This is a genomic window from Candidatus Spyradosoma sp. SGI.093 (genome assembly GCF_050314555.1).
Lineage (GTDB): Bacteria > Verrucomicrobiota > Verrucomicrobiia > Opitutales > UBA953 > Spyradosoma.
The window spans coordinates 120,694-139,561 of the sequence record NZ_JBNPNH010000001.1 but is presented as its reverse complement, the minus strand read 5'-3'; the positions used below and the strand labels follow the sequence as shown (position 1 = coordinate 139,561).

The window sequence follows — 18,868 nt, the reverse complement described above, 5'->3', positions numbered from 1 at the left end:
GCCGTGGAGAAGAAAAAAGATTCCGGCGCGCTGCCGCCGCAGATTCCCGACGAAGAATGGGCGGAGAGCGTTCCCGCGCAGACGCTGCGCGAGGGCAAGGCGCTCGTCGGCTCCGTGCTCGACGTGATGTGGGCCGCGCCCGTCATGCGCGGCAAGGTCGCGGACGGCGCGCGGCGCTTTCTGGTGAATCTCGATCTGCGTTCCCGCACGTTCGTGAAGTCTCAGTGCAGCTGCGACGTCGGGCGCTCGGGGCGCGTCTGCCGCCACGCGATCGCGGTTTATTTCTCGTATTTTTCGGCGATGCTCAAGGCGGCGGAAGAGGCGCGCAAAGCCGCCGTGCTGCGGACGCTGCGCGAGAACGCGCCGCCTTCCGCGCCGAAGCCCGCGCCGTCCGCGGACGCGCTTTTCGCGGCGCGGGAACGCGGCGGCCCGGCGCGCCCGAAGAAATCCGAACGTCCCGCCGCGCGCGGGGCGCTCCGCGCGGAGCAGCAGCCGCTCGTGCGCCGTCCGCAGACGGACGGGAACGCGCAGTGGATCTCCGTCGTGCTGCCGTCGCGCGAGTCCGAAAACTACGAGGCGATCTACGACAAGCTCAAATACAACGGCTTCGACCTAGACGTGCGTTCCGCGCGCTGGTTCCTGCGCGGCGAGCACGCGGTGCTGTGCTTTCTCGCGCGCGAGTGGGAACGCTTCCGCGAACGCTTCGCGCCGCGCATGTCGCCGATGTTCAACGAATTCGTGCAGAGCCTGCGCGTCGCCAGGCTCAAGACCGACGCGTTCGAGCAGGGCGACAAATTCGAAATCGCCGTCGGCATCGAGACTTACGGCGTTCCCGAGGCGGAGGTGAACGCCGCGCTGACGCGTTCCTGCCCGTACGTGAAGACGAAGGCGGGGCGCATCGTGCTCATTCCGCGGGAAGTCTCCGAAAAGCTCGCCGCGGTGCGCGAACGTCTCGACCGCTCCGGCTCGCGCTACGCCGGCTCGCCCGCGTTCCGCCGCCGCGTCTCGCGCGCGGAACTGGCTTCGGCGGAGGCTGTCTTCGAGGAGCTCGGCGTGAATTTCGAGCCGCCCGAAACCTGGCGCAGGCGCTCCGGCGCGCTCCGCGACCTGAGCCGTCTGCGCAAGGCGCCCGTTCCCGCGGAGCTCGACGGACGGCTGCGCATCTACCAGCAGATCGGCGCCGCGTGGCTGTGGCATCTTTACAAAAATCGGCTCGGCGGAATCCTCGCCGACGAAATGGGCCTGGGCAAGACCGTCGAGGCGATCGCGTTCCTTTCCGCCGTGTTCGCGACGGATCCCTCGGCGGATCTGCGCGTGCTCGTCGTCGCGCCCGCGGGGCTCGTCGAAAACTGGCGGCGGGAGCTGGCGCGCTTCGCGCCGCATCTGGCGACGCTCGTCCACCACGGGCAGAAGCGTTCCCGCGAGGAGCTGACGGCGTTCCCGCGCGGCGTCGTCATCACGTCCTACGCGACGCTGCGCATCGACAACGCGGATTTTCTCGCCTCGGGAACGTGGCGCGCGATCGTCGCCGACGAGGCGCAGCAGGTCAAGAACCGCCGCTCGCGCAACTCGCGCGCGCTGCGCGACATTCCCGCGGGAACGCGCTTCGTCCTCACGGGAACGCCCGTGGAGAATTCCATCGAGGACCTGCGCACGCTCTTCGACTTCATCCTGCCCGGATTCATGCCTGCGCCGGACGCGCCCGGCGTCTCGATGACGGCGGCGGACCGGCGGGAACGCGACCGCGAAATCGTCCGCACGCTCGCCGCGCCCTACATTCTGCGCCGCACGAAATCCCTCGTCGCGCCGGAGCTCCCGCCGCGCATCGAGCAGAAGGTCTGGTGCCGCTTCGGCGACGCCCAGGCGAAGCTCTACGCGGACTGGCAGGACCGTTCCCGCCGCGAAATCTTCGAGCTCGAAATGTCCGGAGCCGCCGACAACCGCATCCGCTTCGCCGCGTTCTCGCAGCTGCTGCGCCTGCGCCAGATCTGCACGGAGCCGCGCCTGCTCGACCCGGATTTCCCCGAGAGCGAATCCGCGAAGCTGCGCGCCTTCCGCGAACTGCTCGACGAGGCGGTCGCGGGCGGACACCGCGTGCTCGTCTTCTCGCAGTTCGTCTCCGTGCTCGCGTTCCTGAAGGACGTGCTCCGGGCGGACGGAATCCCCTTCGCCTACATCGACGGCGCGACGAAGAACCGTGCCGAAATCTGCGAAAAGTTCAACGCCGACGAGAGCGTTCCCGTCTGCCTGATCTCGCTGAAGGCGGGCGGCGTCGGGCTCAATCTCACGGGCGCGGACATGGTCGTGCATTTCGATCCGTGGTGGAACCCCGCGGCGGAGGCGCAGGCGACCGACCGCGCGCACCGCATCGGGCAGACGCGCGCGGTGACGTCCGTGAAGCTCGTCGTCGCCGATTCCGTGGAGGAACGCGTGCTCGAGCTCCAGGACGAAAAGCGCGCCCTGCTGCAGTCCGTCTTCGAGGCGAGCGACGCCGAATCCGCGAAGATCTCCCTCGCCGACATGAAGCAGCTCCTCGGCATCTGAAGGAGAAAGCTTAAAGGTTAAGGGTTAAAGGTTAAGAGGTTAAGGGTTGGAGGAGTTTAGGGCTTGGAGGTTCGCGCGCTCCGCGGATTCAAAAAAATCTCCGCGTCACCGGAAGAACGCTTTCGCGTCGGCGCGCGCGACGCCGCGCAGATTCACGTAGCGCGCGAAGAGCAGCTTCGGCGAGGTGTGCCCCATCTCCAGCTGCAGCTTCGCGATGTCGCGGAAAAGCTTCAGGTGATAGCTCGCGAACGTGTGCCGCAGCACGTCCTGCCTCCACGGGCGCGCCGCGTCGCTCCCCCAGCCGCACGCGCGTCGGATGCGCAGCCATTTGCGCGTCCAGTCCGCGGGAACGAGCAGAGCGTCCTCTTCCAGCGGCAGCGCGCCGGGCTCGCGCAGCAGGCGCATCAGCGGCGGGAACACGGAGACGTGCCGTGCGCCGCCCGTCTTGCTGCGCGTCGGCGCGATGCAGATCACGCCTTCGCGCAGATCGACGTCCGCGCGCCTGAGCCGCGAGACCTCCGTCGGCCTGATGCCGCCGTAAAGCATCAGCCCGACGGCGAGCGCGGCGCGCGCGCCCGCGAGCTCCCGCGCCGCGCGCACCAGCTCTTCGCCTTCGCGGAGCGTCAGCGGAACGATTTCCTTTTCCGCGACCTCCGGCACTCCGATCGCCGCGACCGGATTGCGCGGGACGAGACCGAGGCGTTCCGCGAAACCGAAGACCGCCGACATCAGCGCGCGCCCCTTCACCGCCTGGCGCTCGCGCGGGAACGCCGCGTTCAGCGCCGCGAGGCAGTCTTCGGTCGAAATCCGCGGCAGGGGCGCGTCCTTCAGCGCGGGAACGCGCGCGAGCAGCCGCCGGCAGCGCTCCCGGTAGTCGCTTCGCGTCCGCGGGCGCAGATTGCGGCGCGCCTCGAGATAGCGTTCGAAAATCTCGCCGAACGTTCCGGACGGTTTCTCCGCCTCCTCCCGAAGAACCGGAACTCTTCCGAGCAGCGTTTCGAGCAATCCCGTTCCCGTCGTCGCGCCGAGCCGCTCCGCGACGGCGTTCGCCAGCGCCGCCGCCTCCACGAGCCCGAAGCCCGTCTTCGCCAGCAGCCCGCGCGCCGCCACGTATTCCCGCATCTCGTTTTGTGAAAGTCTGATCTTCATGATGAAATTTTATGCGGAGGCGCGCCGGACGACGCCCTGCGATTTGGGAAATCGCAAAGCAAGCATATTTTCCTCCGGCGACGCTTTTAACGGCGATTTTAAAAGCGCAAAGATTTTTGACCAATCGACTGATTGGAGTTAAAGAAAGATTTTTGGAGAGAGAGGCGACGGGGACGAGGCTCGGCGTTTCCGGGAAAAGGTTTCCGCGGGAACGGGAGCGGACGCTTTGCGATTTCCCAAATCGCTATGCTTCCGCCACTCAAAAAATAATCCCCTGAAAATTTATGAACATGCATCGAAACAAATCTCGCTTCTTCCGATTCATCGCGCGCTTCCTCGGCGCCAAGAAAGCGGCTTCCGCGCCCGCCTTCCTCGTCGCCGCAGGGCTTGCGACTTTCGCCGCCGCTCCCGCGTACGCCGCGACGACCGTCTCGATCGACGCCTCCGTGACCGAAGGCGACTACTCCGCGGACAATCTCGCCTTCGGCTCCGGACAGATTTCGTTCGGCGGAACCGCCGCCGCGTCCGTCGCGGACACGACGACGCTTTCCGCCCGCACCGAGCTCACGATCGAATCTTCGGGCGCGCCGCTCGATTTCGGCAAGCTTCAGTTCCAGGCTCCGGACTCCGTCGCCTCCGTCACCGTCGCCGCGCGCGGCGTCGTCTTCGCGTCCGTGCAGTCGTCCAACAATTACGGCAAAATCGCCGTCAACGAGAACGCGCAGCTCACGATCACGGGCGACGCGGCGCTTTCCCGCATCGAGGCTTCCGGCGAACTCAATTTTGAAGGCGAGGCGAACGTGCAGACTCTCGTCGCCAAGACGGGCGGGAACGTCACGCTCGCGAACGCGGGCGGCGTGACCGTCCTCTCGATGCAGGGCGGCGTCGTCAACGTCAGCGATTTCGCGCTCGACCACGTTCAGGGCTCTTCGGCGACGGCGACCGACGCCGCGGGCTCCATCAACGCCTCCGGCGCCCTCACGGTGAACGAAGACGTCTCGCTCACGGCGGCGGATCTCAACCTTTCTACCCGGACGGGCGGCTCCGTCACGCTCAAGGAAGGGTCTTCTCTCGATCTCGGCTCGGGCGACGTCTCGCTCGCGGCCGGCACGACTCTGACCATCGGCGACGCCGGCGAAGCCGCCAAGAGCGAAACGCTCAAGGCGGAACGCCTCGTCGCGGAGGCGGGCGCGACGACCGTGCTCAACGGCGGCACGCTCGAACTCACGGGCGACGGCATCACGCAGAACCTCGATTCCCTCGACGCGGGATCCTCGGGGCTCGTGGACGTTTCCGGCGAAGACGCGATCGCGAAATTCACCGCCGCCAAGACTTTCGCCGGCGAGCTTGATCTGCAGGCGCGCGCGGGAACGCTCGAAGTCGCGGACGGCGTCGCCGTCTCCACGGCGGGAACGGTCGACGCGAAGAACCTCACGATCGGCTCCGGCGCCGCTTCGGTCAAGGCGACCGCCTTCACGCTCGGCGAAGAAGGCACGCTGACGATGCGCGGCGGCACGCTCGACCTCTCCGCGACGAACGGCTCCACGAACATTTACGGCATCGCGGAAGGATCCTCCGGCGAAATCACCGAGATCGCCAACGCCGGCACAATCGTTCTCAACAAGTCCGCGAGCGCGGGCGCGCTGAAATTCACCGCCACGAATAACGACGGAGGCCTCACGCTCGCGGGCACGGCGGAAGCGCCGATCACGGTCGAGACGAGCGGCGCGGCGAACGTCAGGAACCTCGACGTCGGCGCGAACACGCTCATTGCGGGAAACGTCTCGGGCGTTTCCGGAACGACCGGTCTCACGCTCACGGGCGGCACGCTCATCGGGACGAACGTGACGATTCAGAAGATCGTCGACGGCGCGTACGGTAAAATCGCCGCGAGCAACGCCGGCACGGTGGAAATCGATCCCCGCGGAACCGGTACGACTACCGGAGCGCTTGTGCTCGGCGATGAAAATACGAACAAGATTCACATCAAAGGCAATCAGACGCTTACGCTCGGCGCCGGTTCGGTCGTCACCGCCACCGGGACGGAACCCGGAACAAACGGACTCATTGTCGGTGGAACGGCGTCCGGCATCAATACGATTCTCGATCTTTCCGCCGACGATATCCTGCTGAAAGTCAACGCGATCAAGGTCGATTCGACGGACACGCTGAAGCTTTCCGGCACGCAGGTCGTCGGATCCGATGCGACGCCCGGCAAAATCACTCTCGGCGACGCTCAGTCGCTCATCACCACGCGCGGCCAGCTGAAGTCGCTCGGGCAGACGACGATGAACGCCGGCACGATCGAGTCCACGGGCGCGGACATTGCGGCGACGGAAACCTCCGACCCGGTTTACGCGATCGAGCTCGGCGACGTTTCGATGGGCAACGGCGTCATCAAGGCGGCGGGCGGCACGGCGAAGGTCGGCGTCGTTTCCGATCAGGGCGTCATCGGCGCCAAGAACATTCTCCTCGTCTCCATTTCCGACAGCGCGGCGAATAAAGTTTGGCTGACGAACAACACGACCAACGGCTGGGGAACGCCTTCGGATTCCGTGACGTTCACGGGAACGGGTTCTGTCATCAACCAGAACGGCGATTCCAAGGTCGTCACGAAAAAACTCGCGCTTGCGGCCGGCGCCGAAGCGACGATCGGATCGACGACGAGGCGAATTCTCGACGAAGGTTATCTGAACGTCGTCGAGCTGGGCGAGGGCGCCGCTCTCACGACCGCGACGAGCAGCAATGGCGACAACGGCGGGAAATACAACCGCTTGACTTCCGTTTCGCTCGCTGCGGGAACGGCCGACGACAAAACCGCGTGGTCGCACACGGGCAGTGACCTTGTGCTCGCGGGAACGCTTTCGATGGGCGATTACTCCAAGCTTGAAGTCCAAAAGAATCTCACCGTCACGACGAGCAACGAGGCCGTTTCGAACGCGACGGCCGACGTCGAAGCCGGCTCGAACGTCGAGCTCGTTTCGAGCGAGGAGAGCGTCACCGTCAGCGGCGATCTGACGGCGGGCGACGATCTTATGGTTTCCGCGGCGAAGAACGTTTCCGTCACGGGCGCCACGAACGTCGGCGACTCCGCCGCGATCACGGCGGGAACGGCGGCGACAGGCGGCGACATCACGCTCACGGGCGACGCGACCTTCGGCGCGGACGCGACGCTGACCGCGGGAACGGATACGACGAACGGCAACATCACTTTCAATAACGACGCGACGTTCGACACGGGCGCGACGCTCACGGCTTCTCAGGCGGTCACGGCCGCGGGCGATCTCACGACCGAGAACGCGGACGGCGAGACCGTCGGCGATCTCACGATCAATGCGGGCACGAGCGCGACCGTCGAAGGCGATCTGACGACGGGCGACGATCTCGCGATCACCGCCGCGCAGAACGTCACGGTCAAGGGCAACACGAGCGCGGGCGACCGCGCGACGCTCACGGCGACCGCGGGCGACATCGCGCTCGGCGACGACGCGGACGCCGACGCGACGACGTTCGGCGAGAACGCGACGCTTACGGCGGGGCAGGACATCCTGCTCAAGGGCGAGACGAGCTTCGACCAGGGCGCGACGCTCGCGGCGACGCGCGCGGTCACGGCGGTCGGCTCGCTCGAAATCGCGAACAATTCCGAGGTCACGGCGACGAACGGCGCCATCGACCTTTCTGGCGCGGAGCTCAAGCTCGGCAATTCCGAAATCACGCTGAAGACCGAATCGGCGACGGCCGGCGACGTCCTTCTCTCCAAGGTTTCGGGCATCAACGGGCTCGCCGTCGCCAAGGTGGACGCGGCGAAGAACATCGTCTTCAAGAACGACGCGTCCGCCGACGTCGACGTTCAGGCGGGGCTCGGACTCGACGCTCAGGAAATCGTCGTCGAAGACGGCGCGAACGTTCAGATCGTCAACGGCTTCGTCAACACGCGGAACCGTCTCACCAAGGTTTCCGTCGGCGCGGGCGCGACTTTCGATCTGCGCGGCAACAACAACGAGCTCGCGGGAACGCCCGCGGTCGTACCGCACAAACTGACGGCGGTCGAGCTCGCGGACGGCGGCACGCTCGTCGTCGGCGGCGTCAATCCGCTCGGCGAAGACGTTTACGTCACCTACGCCACGGCGACTTCGGTCGCGAACGCCCTTCCGGGCGTGACGGGCACGATCGTCGTGGCCGGCAACGGCACGGGCGCGAACGACGCTCCGATTCATTCCACGCTGACGGCGGGGACCGTCGGCTCGGTCGCGACCGGCGGCGTGAACGTCACGCTGAACGAAGGCGGCGAACTCGTCGCGACGGCCGGAGACATGCACGTCGCCGCGCTGAACGGCACCGGCGGCGCGCTCACGGCTTCCGACGGCACGACGAAGCACGACGTCGTCGTCACCGCGAGCAACGCGCTCGGGCAGAACATCGCGATCACGGCGGACGAACTCCGCGTGACGGATCTCGCGAACGACGGCACGGACGTCACGGTCACGCTTTCCAAACTCGATCTCTCGAACGTCGATTCGCTCGCCGTCGCGGACGCCTACGCGGACACGGCTTCGCACAGCACGCTCGAAATCACGGAGACCGCGGGCGAAGACGGCGCGCAGCTCGACTGGACGCATCTCGACGTTTCCGTCGGCGAAACCGTCGGCGCGGAAACGCGCAACGGCACGCTGAAGCTCACGCAGGGCACGAACGTCGCGATCGGCGAACTCGCGGTCGTCGGCGACGCTTCCGTGCTCGAAATCGACGGCTCCGCGCTCGAAGCGGCGTCCGTCGCCGGCGACGCGCTCGCGGGAACGCTGAAGCTCACGGACGGCGCGCTGACGCTCACGGACGACGCGGATGTCACCTTCGCGAACGCCGCGCTTTCGGACGGCACGCTCACGGTCAACGGCGACGCCACGTTCACGAACGCGCTCGCCGCCGGCGCTTCCGGCACGATCGAGGCGAACGACGTCAGCTTCATGGCGGGAACGGGCTCGACGGGCGCGCTGACGCTCAACGCGGGCGTCTCCCGCGACGCGGAAGGCGAGATCGTCGGTGCGGACGGGCAGGTCAACTTCTCCGGCGAGTCCGCTTTCGGTGAAGGCTCCGAGATTAACGCGAAGACGATTTTCGCGTCGAATTTCGGCACAAACTTCACGGCGGACGCGACGGAGGCGGACGTCAACTTCCTTGAAAACGTCTCCGCGGTCGGCGCCGTGCTCAAGACCGCCGAAGACTTCACCGGAGCCGACGACGCGAAGGCGGCGCTCAAGAACGTCTCCGTTCACTCCGGCGGCGTTTTCGAGAACGACGGCGACCTGACGATCGAAGACTCGCTGAAGCTCGGCTGGTTCGCGACTGCGGGAACGGTCAGGGCGACGGGCGACGTCTTCGTCGACGCGCCGATCACCGACAATGCATTTGGGACGCCCGGCGCCGCGGTCGGCACGATCGAAGGCGCGAACGTCGAAATCAATCTCACGGAGCAGCTCTCCGGACCCGGCATCGCGAACACGCTTGAAATCACGGCGACCGCGACCGACGGCGCGATCACGCTCTCGGGCGCGACGGACGGCGCCGAATTCGTCTTCGACGCGAAGCTGACGGCGGAAAAGCTCGTCGTCGGCACGACGGCGGGCGAGGGCGAAACGGAAGTCTCCACGCAGGTCAAGATCACGAATCCGGACGAAGCGCTCGCGGGCGTCGCCTCCGAAATCGAAATCAACGAGCTCGATTCGCTCCGCCTCGTGCAGGCGTGGTCGCCGGCGCAGAACAATTTGACCGTGACGAACGCGGGAACGCTCACGCTTGACGGGAAACTGACGGTCTCGGCAGGCAAGAGCTTCTCCGTTGCCGGCGGTCAATCCGAATTTAAAGACGGCGTCGAGAACAACGGCGCGTTCGCGCTGACGGACGCCGCTTCCGCGACCGCGAAGACCTGGACGGACGCGGCGACGGGCGCGACGCTCTCCCTCACGGGAACGCAGACCGCGAACGCGAAGCTGACCGTTTCCGAAGGCGACACGACGATCAACAGCGAGCTTTCCGCCTCGAACGCGGAACTGACGCAGACCGCCGGCTCCCTCGCGATCGCGGGCGGCGCGGGAACGACCGTCGAAAACCTCACGATCCGCACGCTCGAAGCCGACAAGACGATCTCCTTCACGACGAACGCGTTCGATGCTTCCGGCAAGGTGACGGTCTCCACGGTCGCGGGCGCGACCGACGCCGACAAGGTGCAGGTCGCTGCGGACGTTTCGCTCGGCGAAGCCTCCTCGATCACGACGACGACGCTCGACGTCGCCGACGACAAGACCGCCTCGGTCCACGGCAAGATCGCCGTCACGAACATCGAATTGAACGACCGCGGCACGCTGACGCTCAAGGGGGACGACCTTTCCGGCGACGCCGAAGCTTCGACCTTCATGAATCTCGAGAACGGCGCGGGCGCGGTCGTCAACGTGCTCAACGGCGCGACGCTGACGCAGAACGCGGGCGCCGCCGCGATCGCTCTCAACGGCGCGCTGAACGTCTCCGGCACGTCCGCCGACAAGGCGACTTTCGCCGCCGCGGGCGACATGACGGTCGCGGGAACGGGCTCCGTCGCGCTTTCGGACTACGGCGTGCTCGACGTCGGGAACGGCACGCTGAAGCTTGAAACGGGCGCGACGCTCTCGCTCGCTTCCGGCGCGTTCGCGGAAATCGCCGCGCTCGACCTCACCGAGTCCGCGCAGGGCGCGGTCAAGGTGGACGGCTTCGGCATGAGCGCGAACGACGCGGCGACGGTCAAGGTCGGCACGCTCAAGATGAAGGACGCGATCGCCGCGGGCGACGAAGGCACGATTCAGCTCACGGACGGCGGCAAGCTCGTCGCCGACAACGCTTTGGGCAAAATCCTCGTCACGGACCACGACGGCGCCGGCAACATTTGGATCGACGCGTACTCGCAGTTCGAACTGAAGGCGGGCAACATCGTCGTGACGGAAGAGACGCGCGGCGAAATCATCGCTTCGAGCGGCAACGTGGTGTTCGAGCAGAAAGCCGCAGGCAGCTACGAGCTCTCGGGCGTCGGCACGGAAAATCTCTCCCTTCCGGCGCAGGGCAGACAGAGCCTCACGATTCGGATCGCCGAATACTACGACGACGCAGTTCCCGAGTACACCTACTCGCACGTGGACGTGCGCCGCGCGACGAGTCTCACGAACGCGGATCTGACGATCGAGGACATCGAGCGCGACGCGAGCACCGCCGACCGCACGCTCGGCGATCTCGGCAACGCGAGCTTCAACAATTCGACGCTGACGGTCACGGGCGTCGCCGCCAACGAGGAAAATCTCGACGAGCGCGTCACGCTCGAAGTGAGCGAGGGGCTTAAGCTCACGAACAATTCCCGGGCGACGATTTCCGACATCGAGCTGGCGGGCGCTTCGGGCTTCAGCGTCGCGCTGAGCGGCAATTCCTCGCTCACGGCGACGGACGCGACGATCTCCGGCTTCGACCGCGTCAGCCTGAACGACGCGGACTTCAAGGCGGACGGCGCGACGCTCAAGGGCGTGGATCTTTGGGTCGACAACTCCGGTCAGCTCTCGGTCGCGGACGGCGGTCTCGAGCTCGCGGACGGCGCGGTCGTCTCGATCAACAACGGCGGCTCCCTCGAACTCAAGGGCGACGTCGCGACGACCGACGACGAAAGCGCGCTCGTCCTGAACGGCGGCAACGTCGCCGTCGCCGCGGCGAACGTGGAAGTTTCCCGTCTCTCCGTTTCGTCGAACTCGGCGATCGAGGCCGACGACGGCGCGGGCGACGAACCGACGCTCACGCTCGCGAACGCGAACGTGACCTCCGACGCGACGCTCGGCGTCTCCGGAGTCGCGATCGACGCGGGAACGCTGACGCTCGACGCCGGCGGAGCGCTCAATTCCGATGAGACCGTCGACGTCGACACGCTGAACCTCAACGGCGGCGCGCTTTCTTCGACGGGCGACGTTTCGGTGACGAACGCGGTCGCCGACGCGAAGGGCAAGATTTCCGCGGACACGCTGACGCTCAAGGACGGACTTTCCGGCGACGGCGTCGAAATCGACGCGGACACGCTCGCGCTGCAGGGCACGCTTTCGGGCGACGTCAACGCCGGCGATATCGGTCAACTCAAGATCGCCTCGGGCACGGAAGCGACGCTCTCGGGCGGCGATCTCAGTTTCGACGCGCTCGCGACGAACGTCGAAGGCTCGCTGACCGTTTCCGACAGCGCGGAAGTTTCGCTGGGCGAACTCACGGCTTCCGATCTGACGCTCTCCGGCGCGACGGCGAAAGCCGAGTCCGCGACGATCACGGATCTCACGCTCGACGACGGCGCGCTCGTCGCGACGGGCGACGTCGAGATCGAGAACGCGGTCGCGGACGCTTCCGGCTCGATTTCGGGCGCGGACGTCGCGCTGAACGGCGTCTCCGAAGCGGCGGGCGGCCAGGTTGATCTCACGGCTTCCGGCACGCTGACGCTCGGCGGCACGGCTGCGGTTTCCGGTGCGGTCTCCGCGGGAACGCTCGCGGTCGAAGGCGACGCGACGCTCTCCGGCGAAGTTTCGGCGGGCGTGACGAACGTCTCCGGCTCGCTGACGCTCGACGGCTCCGAAACCGTTTCGTTGGGCGAACTCGCGGCTTCCGATCTGACGCTCTCCGGCGCGACGGCGAATGCCGAGTCCGCGACGATCACGGATCTCACGCTCTCGGGCGGCGCGCTCGTCGCGCCGGGCGACGTCGAGATCGAGAACGCGGTCGCGGACGCTTCCGGCTCGATTTCGGGCGCGGACGTCACGCTGAACGGCGTCTCCGAAGCGGCGGGCGACCAGGTCGATCTCACGGCTTCCGGCACGCTGACGCTCAGGAACGAAACGACGATCGAGAACGGTTCTGTCGACGCGGGAACGCTCGCGGTCGAAGGCGACGCGACACTCTCCGGCGAAGTTTCGGCGGACGAGACGAACGTCTCCGGTTCGCTGACGATCGACGGCGCGGCGGACGTCGCTCTCGGCGCCGCGACGGTTTTCGGCGACGGCGAACTCATCGTCAGGGATTCGACGGTTTCGGGCGATTTCGGCTTCGACGCCGATGCGGACGGCGCGAAGATTTCCATCGATGACTCCACGGTCAACGGCAACGTCACGCTCTCGGGCGAAGGCAATGAACTGGGGCTCAAGAACGCGACGATCAACGGCGACCTCGTCGCCGGCGAAGGCACGGTGACGATCGCGGGCGAAAACAGCGCCGAGACGATTTCGCTCTCCGACGCGAAGATCGTCCAGGAAGCGGGCAGCACGCTCACGGCCACGAGCATTCTCGTCAAGGATTACGAGCTCGCGGCGGGCGCGACGGTCGAGTCCGGTGTGACGGTCAAGGGCGGCTCCGCGGCGATCGCGGGCACGGTCAACGGCAATCTGACGCTGAACGACGTCGCTGCGGGCACAAACTCGACTCTCTCGGGAACGGTGACCGGCGCGCTGAAGCTGGAGAACGGCTCGGTTCTCTCGACTTCCGGCACGGTGACCGGCGCGACGGCGGTCAAGGAGAATTCCGAACTGACGCAGACGGGCGGCACGCTCGCGGACGTTTCCGTGAACGCTTCGACGTTCGCACAGAACGGCGGCACGGCGGCTTCGGTCACGCTGGAGAACGGCGCGACGTTCACGCAAACGGCGGGCGACGCCGGCGCGGTCGACGCGACGCGTTCGACCGTCACGATCCGCGGCACGGTCGCTTCGATCGACGCCGTGAATTCCGAAGTGACTGTTTCCGGCGCGGTGAACGGCTCGACGGCGGTCAAGAGCGGGTCCGAACTCGTTTCGACGGGCACGCTCGCGGACGTTTCGGTGAACGACGCGACGTTTACGCAGAACGACGGCGCGGCGGCTTCGGTCACGCTAACGAACGGCGCGACGCTGACGCAGAACGCGGGTTCGATTTCCGAGCTTGAGGTCGCGGTCGACGCGACGGCGAAGCTCGGCGGCTCGACGACGAATCTGAAGGTCGCGGGCACGGTCGAGGCGACGGCGGATCAGAGCTTCACGAAGCTTACGCTCGACGGCGGCTCGATCGTCGGCGGCGAGAACGAAATCTCCGTCGCTCAGACGGTCGAAAACGCGAACGGCGCGATTTCCGGCAAGAACGTTTCTCTGAACGGCGGGCTCACGGGTTCGGCTTCCGTCTCGGCGACGGACACGCTGACGCTCGGCGGCGCGACGGAGACGAGCGGCGCGCTCTCGGCGGGAACGCTGCTCGTCGAAGGCACGCTGACGGCGAAGAGCTCGCAGGTCTCCGCGGACGCGACTTCGGTCGCGGGAACGCTGAATCTCGCGGTCGATACGGACGCGGTTTCCGGCCTGTCGGTTTCCGGCGCGGCGAATCTCGCTTCCGAGAACAGGTTCGCGCTCTCGCTCGACGGCGGGAACGGCACGGTGAACAAGACGGGCTCCGGCGCGCTGGCGCTGGGCGACGCGGCGGGCTTCACGGGCACGCTGAACGTCGCGGAAGGCGACGCCGCGCTGACGGCGGGCAAGACCTTCGGCGGCGACGTGAACTTCGCTTCGGGCACGTTCACGGGCGGCGCGGGCGCGAAGGTCGCGGGAACGCTCGCGATGGGCGCCGGCACGACGCTCGAAATCGGCGACCGCGGCGGCGAAGCGACCTTCACGGTCGGCAAGCTCGTTTCGGCTCGGACCCGCTCGGCGGAAACGACGGCCGTCGTCCACGACCTGTACGCGGCGGATTCGATCGACGTGCTCAAAGTCACGGACGCGACGACGGATCTGAGCGGCTTCACGGCGATCGTCCGTTCGAACCTCGTGAACGAGCGCGAGCTCGGCGCGGAAGGACTGACGCTGGATCTGATCGACGGCGCGGTCGCGTCGGGCTACGGCTCGGTCGCGGGCGAGGGCTTCGAGTTCGTGAACCTCGCGCTCGCGGGCGACGGCACGCGGCTCTCGGTTTCGCTGAACTACCGCGGCGCGGCCTCGGGTCTCGGCGGAGACGCCTTCAGCGCGAATCAGCGCTCGGTGGCGGGCGCGCTTCCGGTGACCGCGGACGGACGTCTCGGCGATTACCTAGACGCGCTAAACGCTTCCGGCTCGGCGGCGGAAACGGCGCGCGCGCTGGACGCGATGGGCGCGACGCACCTCGTCTCGATGATGCCGGCGCAAATCACGGGAACGTGGAACCACGTGCAGAGCCTGAACAACGCGATCGGGCAGAGCTCGATCATCGGCGACTTCGAGCAGAAGTTCGGCGCCTGGGCGCAGTACGTGGGATCGAGCAACGACGTGGACGCGACGTCGGACCGCAAGGGCTGGAAACGCACGATGAGCGGCGGCATGGTCGGCTTCGAATACGCGGCTTCGCCGAAGTTCCTCCTCGGCGCCGCGGTCGGCTACGAAGACTCGAAGCTGAAGAGCGCCGGAAACACGACGGACGATTCCGCCTACTTCCTCGACTTCTACCTGCGCGGCCGCGCGGGCAAGCTCACGCACAAGGCGAGCCTGACGTTCGCGCAGCACAACTACGACGCGGACCGCTCGATGAGCGTCGGCGCCGTCGGCGACCGCGTGACGGGCTCGACGGACGGCTTCTCGCTTGCGGGGAACTACGAGCTCTCCTACGGGCACGCGCTGAACAAGTACGTTTCGCTGCACCCGTTGGCGACCGTTTCGGCGGCGTTCAACTCGATCGACGGCTGGACGGAAAGCGGCGCGGGCAACGCGTCTCTGAGCTACGAGGACAGCGAGGCGTGGACCTTCCTTGCCGGCGTCGGCGCCCGCGCGGAATTCCGCCTGCCGATTCTGAATTCGGACATCGACCTCATGCCGACTCTCGGCGTGCACGCGGTGCTGATGGGCGAATTCGGCGACCGCAGCGACGAGCTCCGCGCGCGCTTCACGGGCTCGGGCGCGAGCTTCCGGACGGACTACGACGATTCGAGCGCGTGCATGCTCGACCTCGGCGTCACGCTGGCGGCTCCGATCACCGAACGCGTCTCCGTCATCGGCGGCATCTCCTCGAGAATCCGCAGCGACGAAACGAACATGAACGCGAACCTCGGCGTGCGCATCGGTTGGTGACGGCCGGCGCGCCTGCCGAACGACGGACGGCGAGCGATCGCCGTCCGTTCGTTTTCTCCGGAAAAAGCGACGGGCGAGAGACGTCCGTCGCGTCCGAAAACACTCTTTCCAAAAAAATGAAACATTCCCGAATTCTTTTCGCCGTTTCGGTGCTCGCGTTTTCCGCCTTTCTTTCCGGATGCGGCGAGAACGCCGGCGACCTCGGCGGCGACGAACGGAAAAACGAAACGCAAAACGAAAAGACGAATATGTCCGAAACGACAAAATCACCTGATTTCATTGAACGGGACGGCGCCCGCTGGGTGCGCGTCTGCACGCTTTCGTCCGCGCGCGCGAACGAAGAGTTTCTCCGCAACGTGAACGTGATGCGGGCGCAGCGCAAGGCGGTGCTCGACGCGAAGAACGCCGGCAACGCGGCCCGCTCGGAAGAGCTGCTGAAGAAGCTGAACGCGGACAACGCCGTCATGGTCAAGACTTACGGCTACTCCCTGGTGCGCGACTATCTGCAGCGCATCGTGAAGACCCGCGTCTTCGTGAAGCTGAGCGACGCGGAATTCGCCGCCGCTCGGAAAGAGTCGAATCTCGCGGAAGGCGAGCTCGTCGAGCGCGACGGCGGCAAGTTCCGCCTAATCGCGACGATCGACGGCGTCGGCATGAACGACGAGTTCCGCGGGAACGTGGCGCTCGTGCAGCGCCAGCGGGCGGCGATCGTCGAGGCGCGCGCCGGACTCGAAAAGCTCTCCGGCGAAGCGCGTTCCGCCCGCGAAGCGGAGATCTCCGCCGCGGAAAAGAAGCTCGTCGAAAACAACGCCGCGATGACGCGCCGTTACGGCTTCACGCTGGCCCGCGACTATCTGATGGAAATCGTCGAGTCCGAGCTCTTCGTCAAGGCGAAGTGACAAGCAACGGATAGTTGATGACTGAAAACGGATAACGGACGCCTGTCCGTTTGCGTACCTGCCGCTTTTGAAATCCCTTTAACACAGAGGACCGGAGGAGCAGGGAAACGGAGCTCCGCGGGAACGCCGCCTTGGGGGCGAAGGCATTCCTGCCTTCGGGCGTGCGGCGGGCGATTTTCAGTGGACGCATTTTCGCCGCGCGGCGAAAACGCGCTCCACGACGGAGACGTGGACGTCTTCGCCACCAAAACGCACCGTCTGCGAATAAGTCGCCGCGGGGGCGCGGATTCGGAGGCGTTTTCGGGCGCGAAACGCCCGTCGTCGCGTTCGCGCTTGACGCGCGTTTTTTTTTGCAAAATTACGCGAACTCGAAAACGGGGCGTTTTTGTCGCGGGAACGCGGTGTTCCCGCCGGCCCGATTTTCGAAATTCCAAAAACGAAAAAAACTCCATGAAAAAATCTCTTCTAATCTTTGTTTTGTTCGCCTTTCCGTTCGTTCATTTTTTGGCGGAAGTACATGCGGAAACGACCTCAATTAACCGAACCGCCGAGGTGGACTGGGAAACAGTGAATTGGAAAGAGGGGATGCGTAAAAATTATAATCCCCTGTCGCCGGAAGATGCCGAAACCATGTGGAAACGAATACAAAAGGAGCCAGAGTTCCAAGCCCTGCCGCAAGTATTCAAGAATCTGATTGAGAATAATAAAGATGGCTATAAAATGTTTAGTGGCAGCGATGTCAACACATTTGTTGTTGGTAAACAGGGGGGGGGGAGTTTTTTTGTATCTGAACTTTTAGCGATTAATTTTGGTAATCGGGGAGGGCTTTCCGTCAGTACCATGAGGCTTAAAGTCTTTAAATTCGTTGATGAACCGATGGAGACGCCGGCCGTGAACCCCAAAACAAAGCGCCCGTATGTGGCGCCCTCTAACGCCACATTGCGGTCGTTAAAGGGGGATGATTTGGCGTATGTCAAAGCGTTCACCGAGGTGGTGAACCGGAATATCCACTATTTGGGGGCGTCGCCCATCCCGCGCCTAGACATGAAGCGGGTGAAACGAGGGGAGTATATCGGCATGCATATGTGGCCCTTAAGTTTGGTGCAGCCCCAAAAGATGTATGAAACGCGTAAAAAGGATATTGCGCGTTCGGCCAATGAGATGAAAGAGTATTTTGCAGGGGGCGATGAAGAAACCTATTGCCTGCAAAACATTCTGGGGACTCCGCTTTACAATCCGCGTGCGTTTGCACCGGAGGCAGGAATGAATGGCAGTAGTCTCAATTGTTACGGCGATCCGACCCCTAAATTTTTGGGGGTGAATGTGGTATCGCTGGAGCAGGCGCGGCAAGCCACCGCACCGGAACGGGTGTTAAACTTTGCCTATAAACGGTATTTTGAGGCCGTTAAAGCCTCCTGTAACCTGTTCAAAACGGGGATGGAAAGCGAGTTGAATGCCCTAGATAAAAAATCCCCCCGCGGTCGGGCGGTGAACGAGGTGGTGAAACAGGCGGAGAAGTATTTGTCGCAGCTTGAAAAGGCGGCGGCAAAGTGCATCGAAAACGCCGACAAGGTTTATCTGAATCCGCCGAAAACGCTGCTGACGGCGAAGTGAGATGAAATAAAAGCTTAAAGGTTAAGGCTTAAAGCTTAAAGGGAAGTTTGTTTTTTGGGAGATTTTGGAGGGCAAGCGAGACGCTTGCCCTCCTTTTCGTGTAATTCGTGTAATTCGTGGATTAAAAAATCTGCGGAAATCTGTGTCATCTGCGGCAAAAAATTTGTGCAAAGAGGATTTCGATGAAGCGACAGGTAAGCGAAGCGTGGAGCCATGTCGCCTCCCCCTAAAAAACCTTCTATAGACTTCTGAGACTTCCAGTAAAATAAAAGGGAAGTTTGTGCAGAAGGATTTCGATGAAGCGACAAGAATGTCGCCTCTCCCTTCTTTAACTTTCTTTGACTTTGCGGTTTCAAAAAAAAATCTGCGGCAAAAAATTTGTGCAAAGAGGATTTCGGGGAAGCGACAAGAATGTCGCTTCCCCCCTTTTGACTTTGCGGTTTTCTTCGCGTTCTTTGCGTTTTCTGATTCGGAGGGCAAGCGGGGACGCGTACACTCCTTTGCGTTTTCGCCGCCGATCGTTTTCCGGTGTTGCTCTTCGCGGGGGCGAGGAGCAGAATCGTGCGCACT

General features: G+C 64.7%; 6 protein-coding genes. 4 read left to right on the top strand and 2 right to left on the bottom strand.

Features of this window, described 5'->3' with window-relative positions; all coding sequences use genetic code 11:
- The first annotated feature begins 3 nt into the window (after positions 1-3).
- Positions 4-2,544 carry a DEAD/DEAH box helicase gene (locus tag ACQREB_RS00565; protein ID WP_427764033.1) on the top strand — a complete coding sequence of 847 codons (2,541 nt, stop codon included), beginning with the start codon at positions 4-6 and terminating at the stop codon, positions 2,542-2,544.
- A 105-nt stretch (positions 2,545-2,649) separates the two neighbouring features.
- Here ACQREB_RS00565 and ACQREB_RS00560 read toward each other — a convergent pair whose 3' ends face one another.
- On the bottom strand, positions 2,650-3,693 hold the full coding sequence (locus ACQREB_RS00560) for a tyrosine-type recombinase/integrase (protein WP_427764030.1): 1,044 nt from the start codon (positions 3,691-3,693) through the stop codon (positions 2,650-2,652).
- Positions 3,694-3,977: 284 nt separating this feature from the next.
- Between ACQREB_RS00560 and ACQREB_RS00555 the strand changes: the two genes are divergently transcribed.
- The 3 genes from ACQREB_RS00555 (at position 3,978) to ACQREB_RS00545 (ending at position 18,298) form a co-directional block, all read left to right on the top strand.
- Entirely contained in the window at positions 3,978-15,785 is an 11,808-nt protein-coding gene (locus tag ACQREB_RS00555) for a hypothetical protein (protein WP_427764028.1), read from the top strand.
- Between the two features lie 116 nt (positions 15,786-15,901).
- Positions 15,902-16,684, top strand: a complete 783-nt coding sequence (locus tag ACQREB_RS00550) for a hypothetical protein (RefSeq protein ID WP_427764025.1) — start codon at positions 15,902-15,904, stop codon at positions 16,682-16,684.
- Between the two features lie 450 nt (positions 16,685-17,134).
- Complete coding sequence (locus ACQREB_RS00545; RefSeq protein WP_427764022.1) at positions 17,135-18,298, top strand: hypothetical protein; 1,164 nt, start codon at positions 17,135-17,137, stop codon at positions 18,296-18,298.
- 35 nt (positions 18,299-18,333) lie between these two features.
- On the opposite strand, the gene ACQREB_RS00540 is transcribed toward ACQREB_RS00545, so the two are convergent.
- Positions 18,334-18,867, bottom strand: a complete 534-nt coding sequence (locus tag ACQREB_RS00540; protein WP_427764019.1) for a hypothetical protein — start codon at positions 18,865-18,867, stop codon at positions 18,334-18,336.
- Position 18,868 lies beyond the last annotated feature (1 nt).